Source organism: Pseudotenacibaculum sp. MALMAid0570 (assembly GCF_040151415.1).
Lineage (GTDB): Bacteria > Bacteroidota > Bacteroidia > Flavobacteriales > Flavobacteriaceae > Polaribacter.
This window is the reverse complement of record NZ_JBDKWF010000042.1, coordinates 89,509-103,725: the sequence shown is the minus strand read 5'-3', so window position 1 is coordinate 103,725 and position 14,217 is coordinate 89,509. Positions and strand designations below refer to the sequence as shown.

The 14,217-nt window shown below is 31.8% G+C and carries 18 protein-coding genes; 11 read left to right on the top strand and 7 right to left on the bottom strand.

All coding sequences use genetic code 11. From position 1 onward, the window contains the following. The first annotated feature begins 4 nt into the window (after positions 1-4). A complete protein-coding gene (locus AAON49_RS01340; RefSeq protein ID WP_349552071.1) occupies positions 5-217 on the top strand; it encodes a hypothetical protein in 213 nt (70 codons plus the stop codon). Here AAON49_RS01340 and AAON49_RS01335 read toward each other — a convergent pair. The 6 genes from AAON49_RS01335 to AAON49_RS01310 all read right to left on the bottom strand — a co-directional run bounded on the left by AAON49_RS01335 (position 212) and on the right by AAON49_RS01310 (position 4,846). Further along, positions 212-403, bottom strand: a complete 192-nt coding sequence (locus AAON49_RS01335; protein WP_349552069.1) for a YwbE family protein — start codon at positions 401-403, stop codon at positions 212-214. The genes AAON49_RS01340 and AAON49_RS01335 overlap by 6 nt on opposite strands. Next, positions 404-1,333: an NAD(P)H-dependent flavin oxidoreductase gene (locus AAON49_RS01330; protein ID WP_349552068.1), complete on the bottom strand. Its 930-nt coding sequence runs from the start codon at positions 1,331-1,333 to the stop codon at positions 404-406. Beyond that, entirely contained in the window at positions 1,333-2,133 is an 801-nt protein-coding gene (locus AAON49_RS01325; protein ID WP_349552066.1) for a toxin-antitoxin system YwqK family antitoxin, read from the bottom strand. Before AAON49_RS01325 ends, AAON49_RS01330 begins: the two co-directional genes overlap by 1 nt. A 24-nt stretch (positions 2,134-2,157) precedes the next feature. Continuing rightward, positions 2,158-3,345 carry a tRNA 2-thiouridine(34) synthase MnmA gene (gene mnmA / locus AAON49_RS01320; protein ID WP_349552064.1) on the bottom strand — a complete coding sequence of 396 codons (1,188 nt, stop codon included), beginning with the start codon at positions 3,343-3,345 and terminating at the stop codon, positions 2,158-2,160. A 66-nt stretch (positions 3,346-3,411) separates the two neighbouring features. Continuing rightward, positions 3,412-4,119: a hypothetical protein gene (locus AAON49_RS01315; protein ID WP_349552062.1), complete on the bottom strand. Its 708-nt coding sequence runs from the start codon at positions 4,117-4,119 to the stop codon at positions 3,412-3,414. Next, a complete protein-coding gene (locus AAON49_RS01310; RefSeq protein WP_349552061.1) occupies positions 4,106-4,846 on the bottom strand; it encodes a toxin-antitoxin system YwqK family antitoxin in 741 nt (246 codons plus the stop codon). Before AAON49_RS01310 ends, AAON49_RS01315 begins: the two co-directional genes overlap by 14 nt. A gap of 44 nt (positions 4,847-4,890) precedes the next feature. On the opposite strand from AAON49_RS01310, the gene AAON49_RS01305 reads away from it, so the two are divergent. The 6 genes from AAON49_RS01305 (at position 4,891) to AAON49_RS01280 (ending at position 10,283) form a co-directional block, all read left to right on the top strand. Continuing rightward, a complete protein-coding gene (locus tag AAON49_RS01305; RefSeq protein WP_349552059.1) occupies positions 4,891-5,475 on the top strand; it encodes an adenylosuccinate lyase in 585 nt (194 codons plus the stop codon). 258 nt (positions 5,476-5,733) lie between these two features. Continuing rightward, a complete protein-coding gene (locus AAON49_RS01300; RefSeq protein ID WP_349552057.1) occupies positions 5,734-6,015 on the top strand; it encodes a hypothetical protein in 282 nt (93 codons plus the stop codon). A 73-nt stretch (positions 6,016-6,088) separates the two neighbouring features. Beyond that, entirely contained in the window at positions 6,089-6,370 is a 282-nt protein-coding gene (locus tag AAON49_RS01295) for a hypothetical protein (protein ID WP_349552056.1), read from the top strand. Between the two features lie 53 nt (positions 6,371-6,423). Beyond that, positions 6,424-7,491 carry a hypothetical protein gene (locus AAON49_RS01290; protein WP_349552054.1) on the top strand — a complete coding sequence of 356 codons (1,068 nt, stop codon included), beginning with the start codon at positions 6,424-6,426 and terminating at the stop codon, positions 7,489-7,491. After that, positions 7,481-9,880 (top strand): lanthionine synthetase LanC family protein, encoded by a 2,400-nt coding sequence (locus AAON49_RS01285; protein WP_349552052.1) that lies wholly within the window; start codon positions 7,481-7,483, stop codon positions 9,878-9,880. The genes AAON49_RS01290 and AAON49_RS01285 overlap by 11 nt, the downstream gene beginning before the upstream one ends. A 73-nt stretch (positions 9,881-9,953) precedes the next feature. Further along, positions 9,954-10,283 carry a hypothetical protein gene (locus AAON49_RS01280; RefSeq protein WP_349552051.1) on the top strand — a complete coding sequence of 110 codons (330 nt, stop codon included), beginning with the start codon at positions 9,954-9,956 and terminating at the stop codon, positions 10,281-10,283. Here AAON49_RS01280 and AAON49_RS01275 read toward each other — a convergent pair. Then, positions 10,261-10,668, bottom strand: a complete 408-nt coding sequence (locus AAON49_RS01275) for a group III truncated hemoglobin (RefSeq protein ID WP_349552050.1) — start codon at positions 10,666-10,668, stop codon at positions 10,261-10,263. The genes AAON49_RS01280 and AAON49_RS01275 overlap by 23 nt on opposite strands. A 65-nt stretch (positions 10,669-10,733) precedes the next feature. On the opposite strand from AAON49_RS01275, the gene AAON49_RS01270 reads away from it, so the two are divergent. The 4 genes from AAON49_RS01270 to AAON49_RS01255 all read left to right on the top strand — a co-directional run bounded on the left by AAON49_RS01270 (position 10,734) and on the right by AAON49_RS01255 (position 13,957). After that, positions 10,734-11,330, top strand: coding sequence for a Crp/Fnr family transcriptional regulator (locus AAON49_RS01270; protein WP_349552049.1), 597 nt, complete (start codon positions 10,734-10,736; stop codon positions 11,328-11,330). A 67-nt stretch (positions 11,331-11,397) separates the two neighbouring features. After that, on the top strand, positions 11,398-12,741 hold the full coding sequence (gene purB / locus AAON49_RS01265; RefSeq protein ID WP_349552048.1) for an adenylosuccinate lyase: 1,344 nt from the start codon (positions 11,398-11,400) through the stop codon (positions 12,739-12,741). Continuing rightward, entirely contained in the window at positions 12,741-13,166 is a 426-nt protein-coding gene (locus AAON49_RS01260) for a hypothetical protein (protein WP_349552047.1), read from the top strand. Before purB ends, AAON49_RS01260 begins: the two co-directional genes overlap by 1 nt. 2 nt (positions 13,167-13,168) lie before the next feature. Further along, positions 13,169-13,957 carry a TerC family protein gene (locus AAON49_RS01255; RefSeq protein WP_349552046.1) on the top strand — a complete coding sequence of 263 codons (789 nt, stop codon included), beginning with the start codon at positions 13,169-13,171 and terminating at the stop codon, positions 13,955-13,957. Positions 13,958-14,217: the final 260 nt, after the last annotated feature.

Sequence of the window (14,217 nt, the reverse complement as noted above, 5' to 3'; positions counted from 1 at the left end):
ACTAATGAAAACAATACTTCCTTACATATATTTTATAGCAGCTGTAGCTTGGCTTACAGATGGTTTTATTACTTTTTTTAGAGATGTAGAAGTCTATCATATCTTTCTGAATTACAATACAGAAAACAAATACTCGTATTTAGGATTTAAACTTCTTTTAGGGATTTTATTAATTTGGGCAGGTGTACGCAGGTTACAGATGCAAGAAAAATCATAAAATTCTTTTCACTCTTCCTACAACGCCTGATGCTAATTGCACCTTGATTCCATGAGGATGACTTGAAGATTTGGTAAGAATTCTCTTAACAATACCTTCGGTAAGTTCTCCTGTTCTTTGATGATGTTTTTGAACAACAGACACTTCACTTCCTATTTGTATGTCTTTTCTTTTTCGACCGTCCATTTAAAGTGAATTTTTCACTTTTTCATACTCTTGAATAATTTCTTCGAGAACTTTCTTTGCAGGTTTGATTTCATTGATGATTCCTGCTACTTGACCAATTTCTAATTCGCCGTTGTCAAGATCACCTTCAAACATGCCTTTTTTAGCTCTTGCTCTTCCTAATAACTCTTTAATTTCCTCTATACTAGGATTTTGCTGATACAATTCTTGTACTTGATTGTAAAAATGATTCTTTACCAAACGTACTGGAGCCAACTCTTTTAAAGTTAGATGTGTGTCTCCATCTTTTACATTCACAATCACTTCTTTAAACTTATCATGTGCGGAAGATTCTACAGTAGCTGCAAAACGACTTCCAATTTGAACTCCGTCTGCTCCTAAAACCATAGCAGCCAGCATTCCACGACCATTACCAATTCCACCTGCAGCAATAACAGGGATTTGAACTCCTTGTTTTACCATTGGAATAAGTGTAAAAGTTGTTGTTTCTTCTCGCCCGTTATGACCACCTGCTTCAAAACCTTCACAAACAACTGCATCTACACCGGCAGCTTCCGCTTTTTGGGCAAACTTTACAGAACTCACTACATGCACAACTGTAATTCCTTTCTCCTTTAAGAAGGAAGTCCATGTCTTCGGATTTCCAGCTGATGTAAAGACAATTTTCACACCTTCATCAACAATAATATCCATGATTTCCTCTATTTGAGGATATAACATAGGTACATTAACTCCAAAAGGTTTATTAGTAGCTTTTTTACATTTTTGGATGTGTTCTCTTAACACTTCAGGATACATAGATCCAGAGCCAATTAAGCCCAATCCTCCGGCATTAGAAACGGCTGAAGCTAGTTTCCAACCACTTACCCATATCATTCCTCCTTGAACAACTGGATATTCTATATTAAAAAGTTCTGTGATTTTGTTCATTATCTAGATGTAAATCTAACAAAGAAATCTAAAGGAAAGGTATAAGTATAAGGAATTTTTCTATTCATATGAATAGCTGGAGACCACCCTTTGATGTTTTTAAAATATATCTTTAATCTTCGTTTTAATTCTACAGGAATCTTATCACTTGTAGTCATATTAATTTCCCCATTAGTATCTATTTCAAGATCAATATAAATCAAACCATTTACCTGAAAAGAAATCCTACTGTGTATTTCTTTAATTCGCTCGTAAAATTTCTTTAAGCCTTCTCCTTCAAATTTGGGTTCTTGAAATTCTATCAAATCTGCTTTTATTTTAGTGCCTTCTTCATCATAAAAAACAGTTTTCATAAGCTTTCCTTCATTAAAATACTGTTTGCAAGCTATCTTTCCGTTAAAGTGATAATACTTCCAAATTCCTATTTTGTTTCCTTTACTATACTTTCCTTCAAAACTGGTATTTCTTGTTTGGAACCACTTCTTATAAGCTCCTTCTAATTCACTGTTTTCATTGAAACTAAAATAATTAGACATTTTACCATCATTGTAGAATTTATAAAATGTTCCTACAGGATCACTTTTATCTTTAAATTTATATTGCCCTTTTTCTTTAATCTTTCCACTCCTATGATATTTTGTATGTTCCCATAGATTCTCTTTTTTCACTAAAGTCTCTACAGAATATGCCTTAACTTTCTTTGTGATATTCCCTTTTAAATCTAGGTAATTAACAATAGAATCTTGTGCATGAAACTGAAATGCAATAAACATGCATATAAGAGTGCTAAATTTTTTCATATCAATTTTTGTAATAATATATTGTTAGGAAATAACCCCAGAACCTATTAATTCTTCTCCATGGTGCCAAGCAACAAATTGCCCTTCTTGAATAGCTGATTGTGGGTTGTCAAACTCTACAAACAATCCGTTTTCTACTTTATACAGAGTAGCTTTTTCTAAAGGTTGTCTATATCGAATTCTAGCTTGAACCTCCATAGATTGATGGGGTTTTAATTGTAAATCTTCACGAATCCAATGCTCTTCATTATTTGCAACAAACAAAACACTCCTATACAATCCTTTATGATTCTTACCTTCTCCAGTATAGATTACATTTTCATTCACATCGGTTTCTATAACAAATAAAGGTTCTTTTGTTCCCCCTACAGCCAATCCTTTTCGTTGACCTTTAGTAAAATAATGTGCTCCTTGATGTTTACCAACTACTTTTCCATCTTCTATATCATACTCATATTTAGTTGCATAAAAACCTAATTCTTCTTCTTTAGAATCAAAGTTTGGTACTGCTCTTTCGTACAAATTAGAGTTATTATCAACTTGAACAATAACTCCTTCTTTGGGTTGAAGTTTTTGTTGCAAAAATTCTGGTAAACGTACTTTTCCAATAAAACACAAACCTTGTGAATCTTTCTTTTCGGCTGTAATTAAATCAGCCTTTTTAGCAATTTCACGAACTTCAGGCTTTGTTAATTCGCCAATAGGGAACAATGCTTTCGATAATTGTTCTTGTGACAATTGGCATAGAAAATACGATTGGTCTTTATTATTGTCTTTTCCTGCGAGTAATTTATAAATGTTTTTTCCATCAACAACCTCTTCATCTTTTCTACAATAATGACCTGTTGCTACATAATCGGCTCCTAAGTTCATGGCAATATCCATAAAGACATCAAATTTGATTTCTCTATTACATAACACATCTGGATTAGGAGTTCTTCCTTTTTCATATTCGTTAAACATATAATCTACAATACGTTCTTTGTATTGCTCGCTTAAGTCTACTACTTGAAAAGGAATTCCTAATTTCTCTGCAACAATTAAAGCATCATTGCTATCTTCTAACCAAGGGCATTCATTAGAAATAGTCACCGAATCATCATGCCAATTCTTCATAAAAAGGCCAATAACATCATATCCTTGTTCTTTTAGCAAATAAGCAGTAACACTACTATCTACACCTCCAGAAAGTCCAACAATTACTCGTTTCATGATTCGAAATTACGTGGCAAATTTACAAAAATGTATAGGATAATACTATGGAAAGAATTGATGTTTCTATTGAATAAATTGATGGATTCTCTCAAACTCCATTTCAGATTTTTGATCTCTGGAGATTAGCTTTAGTTTTTGATCATCAATGGAAAAGTTCCAAAAACTAAATCGGGAAGATTCTCCATAGTTAACCAATTGAATTTCGGGTTTATGGTCATGAATCTTATAAATTCCATACTGTCTGCCTTTTGGCATGTTGTGCTGTACATATACATTTCCCCATCTTAGATGCAACATAGATTTTCCATCAGGATTAGCTACCACAGTAATATCATTACCATCTTCTAGTACTTTGGTTAGTTTCCATAAACCAATGAGTTTATTCCCTTCTGAGGCTGGAATTTCATCAATTCTTTTTAAGAAAACACTTACTTCTTGACCTTCTTCTTCTCTTGTCCATATCATTTTATCTTTCTCAATCTCAATAGAAAAAGGTTCATATTCATCATTAATGCCATTCGTGTTTTTTACAGTAAGAAGTTTATCTTTTAAAAACCAGCTCCCAACAGAGTGCTGTAACCATCCATTACCAGATGTTTGAGTACCATCTTTGTTAAATCTTGTCCATCTAGCTACAGGTGTCATTGTATTTTCTCCAACCTCAACCTTTTCTACTAACCATAACCCGTTGATATTTTTTAGATCCTCTTTTTCACAACTCAACAAGAAAACAGTTATGAGAATAAGAATAAAAGGCTTAATTGTTCTCATTTTTTTCTTCTTGCTTCTTAATATCTTTTTTATTGAACTTATTTTCTTTTCTTTTTTCCTTTCGGGTTACTTTCTTTCCTCCAATATAAAACTCCCATTTACCATGCCTTTTCCCATTTCTATAGATTCCTTCTTCTTTTAAATCACCATTCAACTCGTAGTATTTACCAGGGCCATTCAAAACATCATTTACATAGTTTACTTCTTCTATCAAAATTCCTTTGTCAGAGTATTTCTTGGAAAATCCATTTTTAAGTCCATTTTGATATTGTGTATGCTCTAAAACCTTTCCGTTAGGATAATAATCTTTAACTTCTCCTTCTAACTTTCCATCAACATAAAACTCTTCTGAAAAAATCTTTCCGTTAGAAAAATAATAATCCCACTTACCTACTCTTTTCTTTCCAATCATATACCCTTTAGATCGAAGTTTTCCTTTTAAGGTATAAAACTTAACGTATGCTGAATCTGAAGCAGCTGAAAATTCTTTGATAATTGTTGGATGCTTCGATGTAGATATATCATAGTATTTAAAAGTTCCAACTTCTTTTCCGTTAACAAATCGACCAACATAACGAACTCTTTTATTCGGATAATACTTTTTCCAAATACCAGTCCTTTTTTTATTTTTATTGAACTGATTGATTTTTTGAGCTTCTATTTTTTGAAGTCCAAAAAAAACACTGAATAACAGCAAAAGAGAAAACAGTCTTTTTATCTTTAACATCGATTTATTCTTTTGGGTAAATATACATTTTTGAATTCAATCCAATGGGCAGAGATTATTTATTAGAACAGCTTAATAACCTAACCACCGCTAAAAGAGATAACCGTCAAAGAGTAGCAAATATTGTGTTGGAAAATACTGATTTGGTAAGTCCTTTGGTTGATATCACATTTCAAGTAGATGATAAAGTTTCTATAAAAGCTGCATGGATCTTAGAATGGATTTGTACTCATAACGATTTAAATCTGATTCTACCACACTTAGATACCTTTACTCAAAAAATCTCCTTCTTAACTTTTGATAGCTCAATAAGGCCTTGTGCAAAAATCTGTGAACATTTAGCTGTAGCTTATACCCGCAAGGATAATAATTTGACGAAAGAATTTCTTAAAGGAAAGCATATTGAATTGATTATAGAAACGGGGTTTGATTGGCTTATCACTCCTCAAAAAATTGCTGTTAGAGCTTATACTATGAACGCCTTATTCTTATTTGGAAAACTAAAAGGAAAAGATTGGGTGCATCCAGAATTAGAACACTTGATAAGAACAAAAATTATTCACGAAAGCAAAGGTTGCAAAGCTAGAGGTAGACATATTCTTGACGCTATTGCAAAGGAAAAACCCTGAGCAAAAAGGTGTTTTTTGGGTTTTCGCCTAGGCTTTCTCTTCTATATGATTACACTTTTAACCTATTGTATTAAGGTAAAAAACCTATCTAAAAATTAGCCTATTACCTTTCAATAGAGCTTTACTCCACATTAATTTTACAACGTATTAATATTCAATTAATTAGCTAATCAAACCTTTAGCAATTAGGTATCTATTATTGCTACAGCGAAGCCGAAAACTGTGCATAGAGTAGGCAAAAATTAAAAAATATAAACCATGAAAAATGTAAAAGCATTTCAATACGTGAATTTGTCAGTAAACTTCTCTGATTTCACTTTACAAGCAGATTGTGGAGAGCAAGTTACTGAATGTAAAGATGGAGGCTCGTACATCTGTAGAACCCCAACAGAAGGTTGTCCTCCAGCGAGCTGTGTTGGAACATCTGTAAAACAACCAGACAAGGTTGATGCCTTGAATGCTAGAATCTTAGTAAGCGTAAATGAGTTAGATCAACTTAAAGAAAAGTTGCAACAGACCATTATAAAGTTTGCAAAATAACAAATTAGTATATCAAAACAGCGAAGCCGAAAACTGTATTTAGAGTAGGCATTAAATCTTAAAATTAAATATTATGGGAAATAATATCAAAGCATTTCAGCATGTAAATCTTGCTGTTAATTTTTCGGACTTTGCACTACAAAATAATTGTGGTGACCAAGTTACTGAATGTAAAGATGGTGGTTCTTATATCTGCTATACTCCAACTGAAGGATGCCCTCCTTTAAGCTGTGTAGGAACTTCTGTTCAAGCTCCAAAAGTAGACGCTTTAGATGCTAAGATCTTGGTAAGTGTAAACGAACTAGACCAACTTAGAGAAGCGCTTCTTAATACCATTAAAAAGTATGCGAAGTAGTTAATAATCAAGCAGCCTAAGTACTTCCTTAGGTTGCTTTTATTCCTTTTATCATGATTACAAAAAATACAGTGTTTAGAACCAACCCAAACTATAAAATTATGACCAGCTCAGAACTGGTAACATTATTTCCAAAGTTTGAGCCTTATTATAGATACAACAACAATTCTTTCCTTTTACTACACAAAAAACACATCCATCCGAACCATGCAATACAACTTGACCTTGCTACAGTAAATTATTTGTTTTCATGTGAAGAACCCACTAAAATACTTTCAAAATCAACTACCAATATATCTCTCATCAAATCACTGGTCTTAGATCAGGTATTGCAAATCAAAGACAAAAATGAAGAATACGTTAGTGGTTCAACTTGTTTTGAATCATTAAGCCGAAAATATAATCACTCAAGTTCTATAAATGCCATAAAGCATGCTTGGTTCTTTAAAGAATCTCCGCTAGAAGAGATTGTAGAAAAATTATACTCTTATGGGATGATGCCTATGCATTATTCATTACAAGAAAAACTAGAACATCCTACAAATGTTATTGAATGGGTTGATTCAAAAAAAATTGATTCTTTTTTACAGAACTATGACTTCACTCCTATTTCTGATGAAAATAAATACTGGTTTTATTGGCAAAGAAAAAATATTGACAGAAAAGAAGATCTCCCCTTCAAACTCTATGTAAGTCCAGAGCCCAAAGATTTACCCTTTGTGTTTCGTAAAGTTGCAGAAACTAGTATCAAACTATCCGCACCTATTTTTAAGCTGGGATCTACAAGCTCTGGCATTCATAGACCTGATAAAATGGTGATGTATTTTAAAAACTGGGAAGAGTTAAACTCTTTTGCCCAAAGTTTACTTCCTTCTATTGAAAATTGTAAAAGTCAAAGGGTTCCCTTTACATATTCTTTAAGTCCAAACGGATTATTGTCTTACGGAATAGAACCTGAAGACGATGATAGTGTGAGCTTTAGAATTTACATTTCTAAATTAATTGCTAAAACATTAAAGCTATACTCTTTCGAAAACTCAACCCTAAACATCAATGATATTTTATTGAAATTAAATCTAAACGGAATTCAAACTAAAAAATGGACTGATTATGTTAATTGATAAACCTATAGTACTGAATAAAAGTGTAAACTTTCAAGAGATTGGCGGTTTAAATGGAAAGCTTAATGATAAGTTAGGTGGAAATAATGATGACTACATTATATCATTAAAAGGCTCTAGAATACATTCAAAAAGGATTAATAAAGATTCAAAAACTTTTTTAGACCAATTTAAACAACCAGAGTTGTTTATCAATGCTATTTACAAATTTGCCAATGAAAATAAACTCAACACAGAAGATTTACTAAACAACACCTATCCTTTTGTAAAATCTTTTGTTCAAAGTGGTTTTTTAGAATACCACACAGAAAAAGAGCAACAAAATGATTATAAACAAAAACTGTTTCATGAAAAAGAACACTATTATCAATATGAAATCATAACATGTATTCAGTTTTTAGAAGATACAGAAGCTTATAAAGCAAAGGATGCTCAAGGAAATTTATTTCTGTTGAAGTGTATTCGAACTCATAATCAGTCTTTGAAAGATAGTTTAGAAACTGAGTTATCTATTCTCAAAAAATTAAATACTCAACCCAATTCATACATTCCCAACTATATTGAAAGTTTTGAGGAAGAAGCATATACTATTTTGGTGATGGAATGGATTGACGGGAAAAGTTTAGGAGATACCATTGCCGATAAAAATTCTAATAGTATTCAAAGAAGTAACATTGCTTTAGAAATACTTGAAGCTTACAATTACTTACAAAAACATCAAGTTTTACATGCCGACATTCATCCCAACAATATCAAGGTAACCTCAACTGGTGAGATAAAAGTTTTTGATTTTGGTTCATCTATTGACGCTGCAAAAAGTGTTAAAGAAACTTTTTTTAGAGCAGGAATACTTCGTTATTATGAGCCTGAATTAGCAAATGCTCTTTTAGAAGAAAACAAACGTGTTTTGGCTACTGAAGCTAGTGAACAATATCAGGTTGCAGAGCTAATTTACCTATGCATTGCTAGAAACCATTATTTAGATCTCCCTTTTGAAACCAAAGCTATGTTAACTCATATTGCTACCAAACCTCCAAGGAACTTCTCAGATTTTAATATTAAAGCAAAATCTCTTGAAAGAGTGCTTAAAAAAGCATTAAAAAAGAATCCTAAGGATAGATATGTTTCATGGCAATCCTTTTACAAAGCTGCTAAAAAAGCTCTTCAAGAACCTATTCTTGAAATTGAAGAAACTGTAAAACCTGCCTATGAAGGTATTGAATTTGATTTCTCTAAATACATTGATCTTTTTATTGAAGATTACGGTTACGATAGCAAAAAGTTAAATGATTTTGACATTAGTAAACCTAGCTGTTCATTTTTTCACGGCGCAACTGGAATAGCATATAGTTTCTACAGACTCTCAAACTTAAGAAAAAACCCCAATTTGCTATCATTAGCAGATATTTGGATTACTCTAGCTGAAAGAAATATGGAGAGAGAAAATGCTTTTACCAATCCTGAAGTGGGTATGCCTGAAGAAAAAGCTGGAAGAAACTCATTTTTTCATAGGAAAACAGGATTGCATGCAGTTAAAGCCTTGGTGAAAAATAGTTTAAGCTACTCAGAAAAGAGTAAGCATTCAGTAGAAAAATTTATTTCAGAAGTATATAAATATTTAAACTTTTCGAGCGATCATTATGCCCTTGATCCTTCTCAAGGTTCAGCAAGTTATCTCTTTGGCATTAACTTATTAAATGGTTTAAATAAATTCAACAAGGCACTCCCTCAAAAAGAATTGGACGAGTTGTCAAAATCTATTTTAGGTACTTTGATTCCTTTAATCAAGTCTTCTTTAAAAGAATCAAAATCAGAACAACAATATTTAGGGTTTGCTCATGGTTATGCTGGTCTATTGTATGCTATACTACAAATGAATCCAGAATTCTTAGCACCTTATAAGAAAAGCTTAGAAGAATTTCTATTATTTATGAAGCAACAAGGTACTATTGATTCAAAATTTGCACATTGGAACGTAAATTCTGATAAAGACACCTCTGCTGTATGGTCGGGTTGGTGTCATGGAACCGCAGGTCATATATTACTTTGGGTTAAGGCTTATGAAGTTCTTAAAAATGAAGATTACTTAACATTAGCAAAAAAAGCAGGGAACTACTTATGGAAAACTTATGGAAAATCTAACGATTCTATTTGTTGTGGTTTAGCTGGGCAAAGTTTAGCTTTTTACAAGTTAGGTCAACTTACAAACAATCCTGAATGGTTTCAAAAAGGCAGAAAAGTTGCTATAGAAGCCATAGACACTGTTAGAAGCTATACTTTAGATGATAGCCTATTTCAAGGTAAAGTAGGAATCTATTTATTGGCTGGAGAATCTATAGATCCAACTCAAGCAATTTTCCCTTTGTGTGAAAGTCCAATTAAACACTAATAATCCTTTATGATTCAGGTCATAAAATAAATGAGGGTTTCAAAATAAATTTGTTGTATAAATGTAAAACATCATGCATACAACAATTTCACATCCAATAGTAAAAAATGAACCCTTAAGATTGAACCCCTTCAAAAGAATCAATCTTTTAATAGAGAAAGAGAAAACAAATTCTATCGGAATTTCCATTGCTCTAATTATGTTTGGAACTGGAATCGCCTCTATTACAGCAGCTTTAGCTGTAGATAAAAGTTTCTTTATTGTTTTGATGCTAGCTACAATCTTAGCAATGGGATCCAATGTTATGGCAATCAGTCAACGATCATTTAAAACAGTAGTTTGGTCGTTTATTATCAATATACTTGTAAATGTTGCATTGATTATTTACTTGTTAGTTTTCTAGATTCGAAGATCCTTAGAAAGAGCAATGAAGCTATATTTCTTGCTCTTTCTTTGGCTTCATGAGCCTTGTCTCCAATAAATAAAGAATCTATTGTTGAAAACCATAATTCTAACCATTTTCCAAAGTGTTTTTGAGTAATCGTATGATTAAAATGAGTATCTACGTCTTTATGAGCCTTCATAGGATTTCCTTTGTAAGTTCTCTTAAAAAATAATGTTGTCTCCCAAAAATCTGTCAACTTATCTAAATGCGAATCCCATTCATCATCAGGAATTATTTCCAAGAAAATTGGACCAATAAAATCGTCTTTTTTAATTTTATTATAGAATGTTGAAACTAACAAAAAAACATCCTCTCTATTTTCTATTTGTCTAGTTATGCTCATTAAAAATAATTTTACACCTCAAAAGTATATATTTACCACTGCAAGTGTTTATGACCTGAATCATAATGATTAATAAAGAACTCCTTATTCAATTTGGTGCTATCCAGAAATCGTATTGTAAAAATGAACGAATCTTTTCTGAACAGGAATCTGCACGCTATTATTATCAAATTCTTCAAGGAATTGTAAAGATGAATAACTATAGCGAAGAAGGCAAGGAATTTATTCAAGGAATTTTTTACAAAGATCAAAGTTTTGGAGAGCCACCCCTCTTTGGTGCTATTAACTATCCTGCTAACGCTGAAACTCTTACAGATACTACAATTTTAGCTTTACCCAAAAGAGCATTGTTTGATCTCTTAAGGAACAATCCAGAAATTCATTTAAATGTTACCAAGGCTTTAGCAAACCGACTCTATTATAAGGCAATTATAGCCACAGAGATTTCAAGTCACGAACCTGAACACAGAGTTCTACGCTATATAGATTACTTAAAATACGAGGTTCACCAAGTAGAAAAAAAGTTTGACTTTCAGGTAGAGCATACCCGTCAACAAATTGCTGATCTATTGGGTTTAAGGGTTGAAACCGTAATTAGAGTCATCAAAAATCTAGAAAAGAAAAATGAAGTGAAGATTTTAAATCGGAAAGTCTACAGATAATTCACTTTTATGATGGTTTTCATTTCAGTAATTTTTACTTTTGTGCTTTTCAACACAACACCTAAATATGAATTTAACTCAGTTAAATGCGATCTCTCCAATTGATGGTAGATACCGCGGAAAAGTAGCTCAATTAGCCAATTATTTTTCGGAAGAAGCTTTAATTAAGTATCGAGTTTTAGTAGAGATTGAATATTTTATCGCTCTTTGCGAAATTCCTTTACCTCAACTTTCGGATTTTGATACTTCTTTATTTTCTGAATTACGAAAAATCTATGAAGATTTTAGTGCTGATGATGCTCAAAAAATTAAAGACATCGAAAAGGTAACCAATCATGATGTAAAAGCTGTTGAATATTTTATTAAAGAAAAATTTGACGCTTTACAGCTTGAGAAATACAAAGAGTTTATTCATTTTGGGTTGACATCACAAGACATTAATAACACAGCTATTCCTTTGTCTATCAAAGATGCTATTTCTGAAACTTATATTCCAGAATTTGAAAGTGTTTTAGTAAAGCTAAAAGAATTGGTTGTTGAGTGGGAAGATGTATCCATGTTGGCTAGAACTCATGGTCAGCCAGCTTCTCCTACTCGACTAGGAAAAGAAATTCAAGTTTTTGTTACGCGTTTAGAAGAGCAAATAAAATTCTTAAAAGATATTCCTAACGCTGCTAAATTTGGTGGTGCTACAGGAAATTACAATGCTCACAAAGTAGCTTATTCATCTATAGATTGGAAAGCTTTCGGTTCTGATTTTGTAAACACAAAGTTAGGATTGTACCATTCTTTCCCAACAACGCAGATTGAGCATTATGATCATATGGCTTCTCTGTTTGATGCATTGAAAAGAGTTAACACAATTTTAATTGATTTGGATAGAGATATATGGACTTATGTTGCTATGGATTATTTCAAACAAAAAATTAAAAAAGGAGAAGTTGGTTCTTCTGCTATGCCTCATAAAGTAAATCCTATAGATTTTGAAAACTCTGAAGGTAACTTAGGAATTGCTAATGCAATTTTTGAACACTTGTCAGCAAAACTTCCTATTTCTAGAATGCAAAGAGATTTGACAGATAGTACTGTTTTAAGAAACGTGGGAGTTCCTTTTGGTCATACAATTATTGGGTTTACTTCTACTCTAAAAGGATTGAACAAATTATTACTGAATGCTGAAAAATTTGAGCAAGATTTAGAAAATAACTGGGCTGTAGTTGCAGAAGCAATTCAGACCATTCTAAGACGTGAGGGTTATCCTAACCCATATGAAGCATTAAAAGGGTTGACAAGAACTAATGAAAAAATCAATCAGCAATCCATTGCTAATTTTATTGATTCTTTAGATGTGTCAAATGAAATAAAGGCAGAATTAAAAGTAATTACGCCTACAAATTATACAGGTATATAATGAAGAAACTATTTTTTATCCTAATTCTATTTTCAATAATATTCACAGCTTGCGAACCAGAAGTAAAAGGCAATCCTGATAGATTTAAACTGGGTGTTTTTGAAGTTCCAGGAAAAGATGGTGTGGTAAGTAAGTCTACAATAATCAGAATTGATAGTCTTCAAATTGAAAAATACACCAAATACAGAGAAATTAGTACAGATTCTGGAGTGTTTGTAAAAGAAGAAAAAAGAATTGATACGTTCTACATTAAATGGAAAAATAACTTCTTTTACACATTACGTATGAAATCTCCAAAAACCGATTTAGATAAAGAACTTGCTTCTTTTCAAATTACTAAGATAAAGGCCAATTCATACGATTTTAGTATGAAGATTGGGTATTCTAAATATAAGCAAGAAGGTACTGTCTATAAAATAAAATAGTAATGGAGATTTTTTTACAAGTAGATACTTGGGTAGCTTTATTAACATTAACTTTTTTAGAAATTGTTCTAGGAATTGACAATATTATCTTTATATCAATTTCAGCAAACAAACTCCCTGAAGATAAAAGAAGAAAAGCTACATTGATTGGATTATCTCTAGCCATGATTACTAGAGTTGCTTTACTATTTAGTGTCTCCTATTTAGTAGCTTTAAAAGATCCTATTTTTACTATTGATACTTCTTGGTTAAAAGCTGGAGTTAGTATTCAAAGTATTATTCTCTTTTTAGGAGGATTGTTTTTACTATATAAAAGCACCAAAGAAATTCGTGAAAAAGTAGAGGAAAGTCATCAAATGGAAGAAGTAAAAGTTGAGAAAAATTCTACATTTAGTAATGTTATCTTTCAAATTATTTTAATAGATATTGTTTTTTCTTTTGACTCTATACTAACTGCTGTTGGTATGACCAATGGTATTGAAGGTGCGCTAACAATCATGGTTATTGCTGTAGTAATTTCTATGATTATAATGATGGGCTTTGCAAATCCAGTAAACAAGTTTGTAAGCAAGAATCCAACCATTCAAATGTTGGCACTATCATTTTTAATACTTATTGGATTTATGTTAATTGCCGAAGGTGCTCATTTATCTAACACAATAATTTTTAACAACTCTGTAGGCAGTATTCCAAAAGGTTATTTGTATTTTGCGATCGCTTTTTCCTTAGGGGTTGAGTTTTTGAACATGAGAATTGTTCGTAACAATAAAAAGAAGTCATCGAAAAAATAAGAAAACATAGTATTATTTTATTGATTTGTTTGCTGTTCTTACCAGCAACAATACAAATTGCACATGCTTTTGAGTCTCATGAGCATGTTATTTGTTCTTCTGATACTGAACATCATTTACACGAAGATGATATTGAGTGTTTTTTATGTCATTTGCAGGCAGATTCTTATACTTCCTTAAATAAAAATTCATATAATACTAATGTCATATTGCTTTTAAGTGAATATGAACTACAATATAACTTTTTTAAAAGTCATCAG

What these genes read in the sequence shown, in the direction of transcription:
- AAON49_RS01340 (WP_349552071.1), top strand. Translation starts at nt 5, where the DNA reads ATGAAAACAATACTTCCTTACATATATTTTATAGCAGCTGTAGCTTGG.
- AAON49_RS01335 (WP_349552069.1), bottom strand. Translation starts at nt 403, where the DNA reads ATGGACGGTCGAAAAAGAAAAGACATACAAATAGGAAGTGAAGTGTCT.
- AAON49_RS01330 (WP_349552068.1), bottom strand. Translation starts at nt 1,333, where the DNA reads ATGAACAAAATCACAGAACTTTTTAATATAGAATATCCAGTTGTTCAA.
- AAON49_RS01325 (WP_349552066.1), bottom strand. Translation starts at nt 2,133, where the DNA reads ATGAAAAAATTTAGCACTCTTATATGCATGTTTATTGCATTTCAGTTT.
- mnmA (WP_349552064.1), bottom strand. Translation starts at nt 3,345, where the DNA reads ATGAAACGAGTAATTGTTGGACTTTCTGGAGGTGTAGATAGTAGTGTT.
- AAON49_RS01315 (WP_349552062.1), bottom strand. Translation starts at nt 4,119, where the DNA reads ATGAGAACAATTAAGCCTTTTATTCTTATTCTCATAACTGTTTTCTTG.
- AAON49_RS01310 (WP_349552061.1), bottom strand. Translation starts at nt 4,846, where the DNA reads ATGTTAAAGATAAAAAGACTGTTTTCTCTTTTGCTGTTATTCAGTGTT.
- AAON49_RS01305 (WP_349552059.1), top strand. Translation starts at nt 4,891, where the DNA reads ATGGGCAGAGATTATTTATTAGAACAGCTTAATAACCTAACCACCGCT.
- AAON49_RS01300 (WP_349552057.1), top strand. Translation starts at nt 5,734, where the DNA reads ATGAAAAATGTAAAAGCATTTCAATACGTGAATTTGTCAGTAAACTTC.
- AAON49_RS01295 (WP_349552056.1), top strand. Translation starts at nt 6,089, where the DNA reads ATGGGAAATAATATCAAAGCATTTCAGCATGTAAATCTTGCTGTTAAT.
- AAON49_RS01290 (WP_349552054.1), top strand. Translation starts at nt 6,424, where the DNA reads ATGATTACAAAAAATACAGTGTTTAGAACCAACCCAAACTATAAAATT.
- AAON49_RS01285 (WP_349552052.1), top strand. Translation starts at nt 7,481, where the DNA reads ATGTTAATTGATAAACCTATAGTACTGAATAAAAGTGTAAACTTTCAA.
- AAON49_RS01280 (WP_349552051.1), top strand. Translation starts at nt 9,954, where the DNA reads ATGCATACAACAATTTCACATCCAATAGTAAAAAATGAACCCTTAAGA.
- AAON49_RS01275 (WP_349552050.1), bottom strand. Translation starts at nt 10,668, where the DNA reads ATGAGCATAACTAGACAAATAGAAAATAGAGAGGATGTTTTTTTGTTA.
- AAON49_RS01270 (WP_349552049.1), top strand. Translation starts at nt 10,734, where the DNA reads ATGATTAATAAAGAACTCCTTATTCAATTTGGTGCTATCCAGAAATCG.
- purB (WP_349552048.1), top strand. Translation starts at nt 11,398, where the DNA reads ATGAATTTAACTCAGTTAAATGCGATCTCTCCAATTGATGGTAGATAC.
- AAON49_RS01260 (WP_349552047.1), top strand. Translation starts at nt 12,741, where the DNA reads ATGAAGAAACTATTTTTTATCCTAATTCTATTTTCAATAATATTCACA.
- AAON49_RS01255 (WP_349552046.1), top strand. Translation starts at nt 13,169, where the DNA reads ATGGAGATTTTTTTACAAGTAGATACTTGGGTAGCTTTATTAACATTA.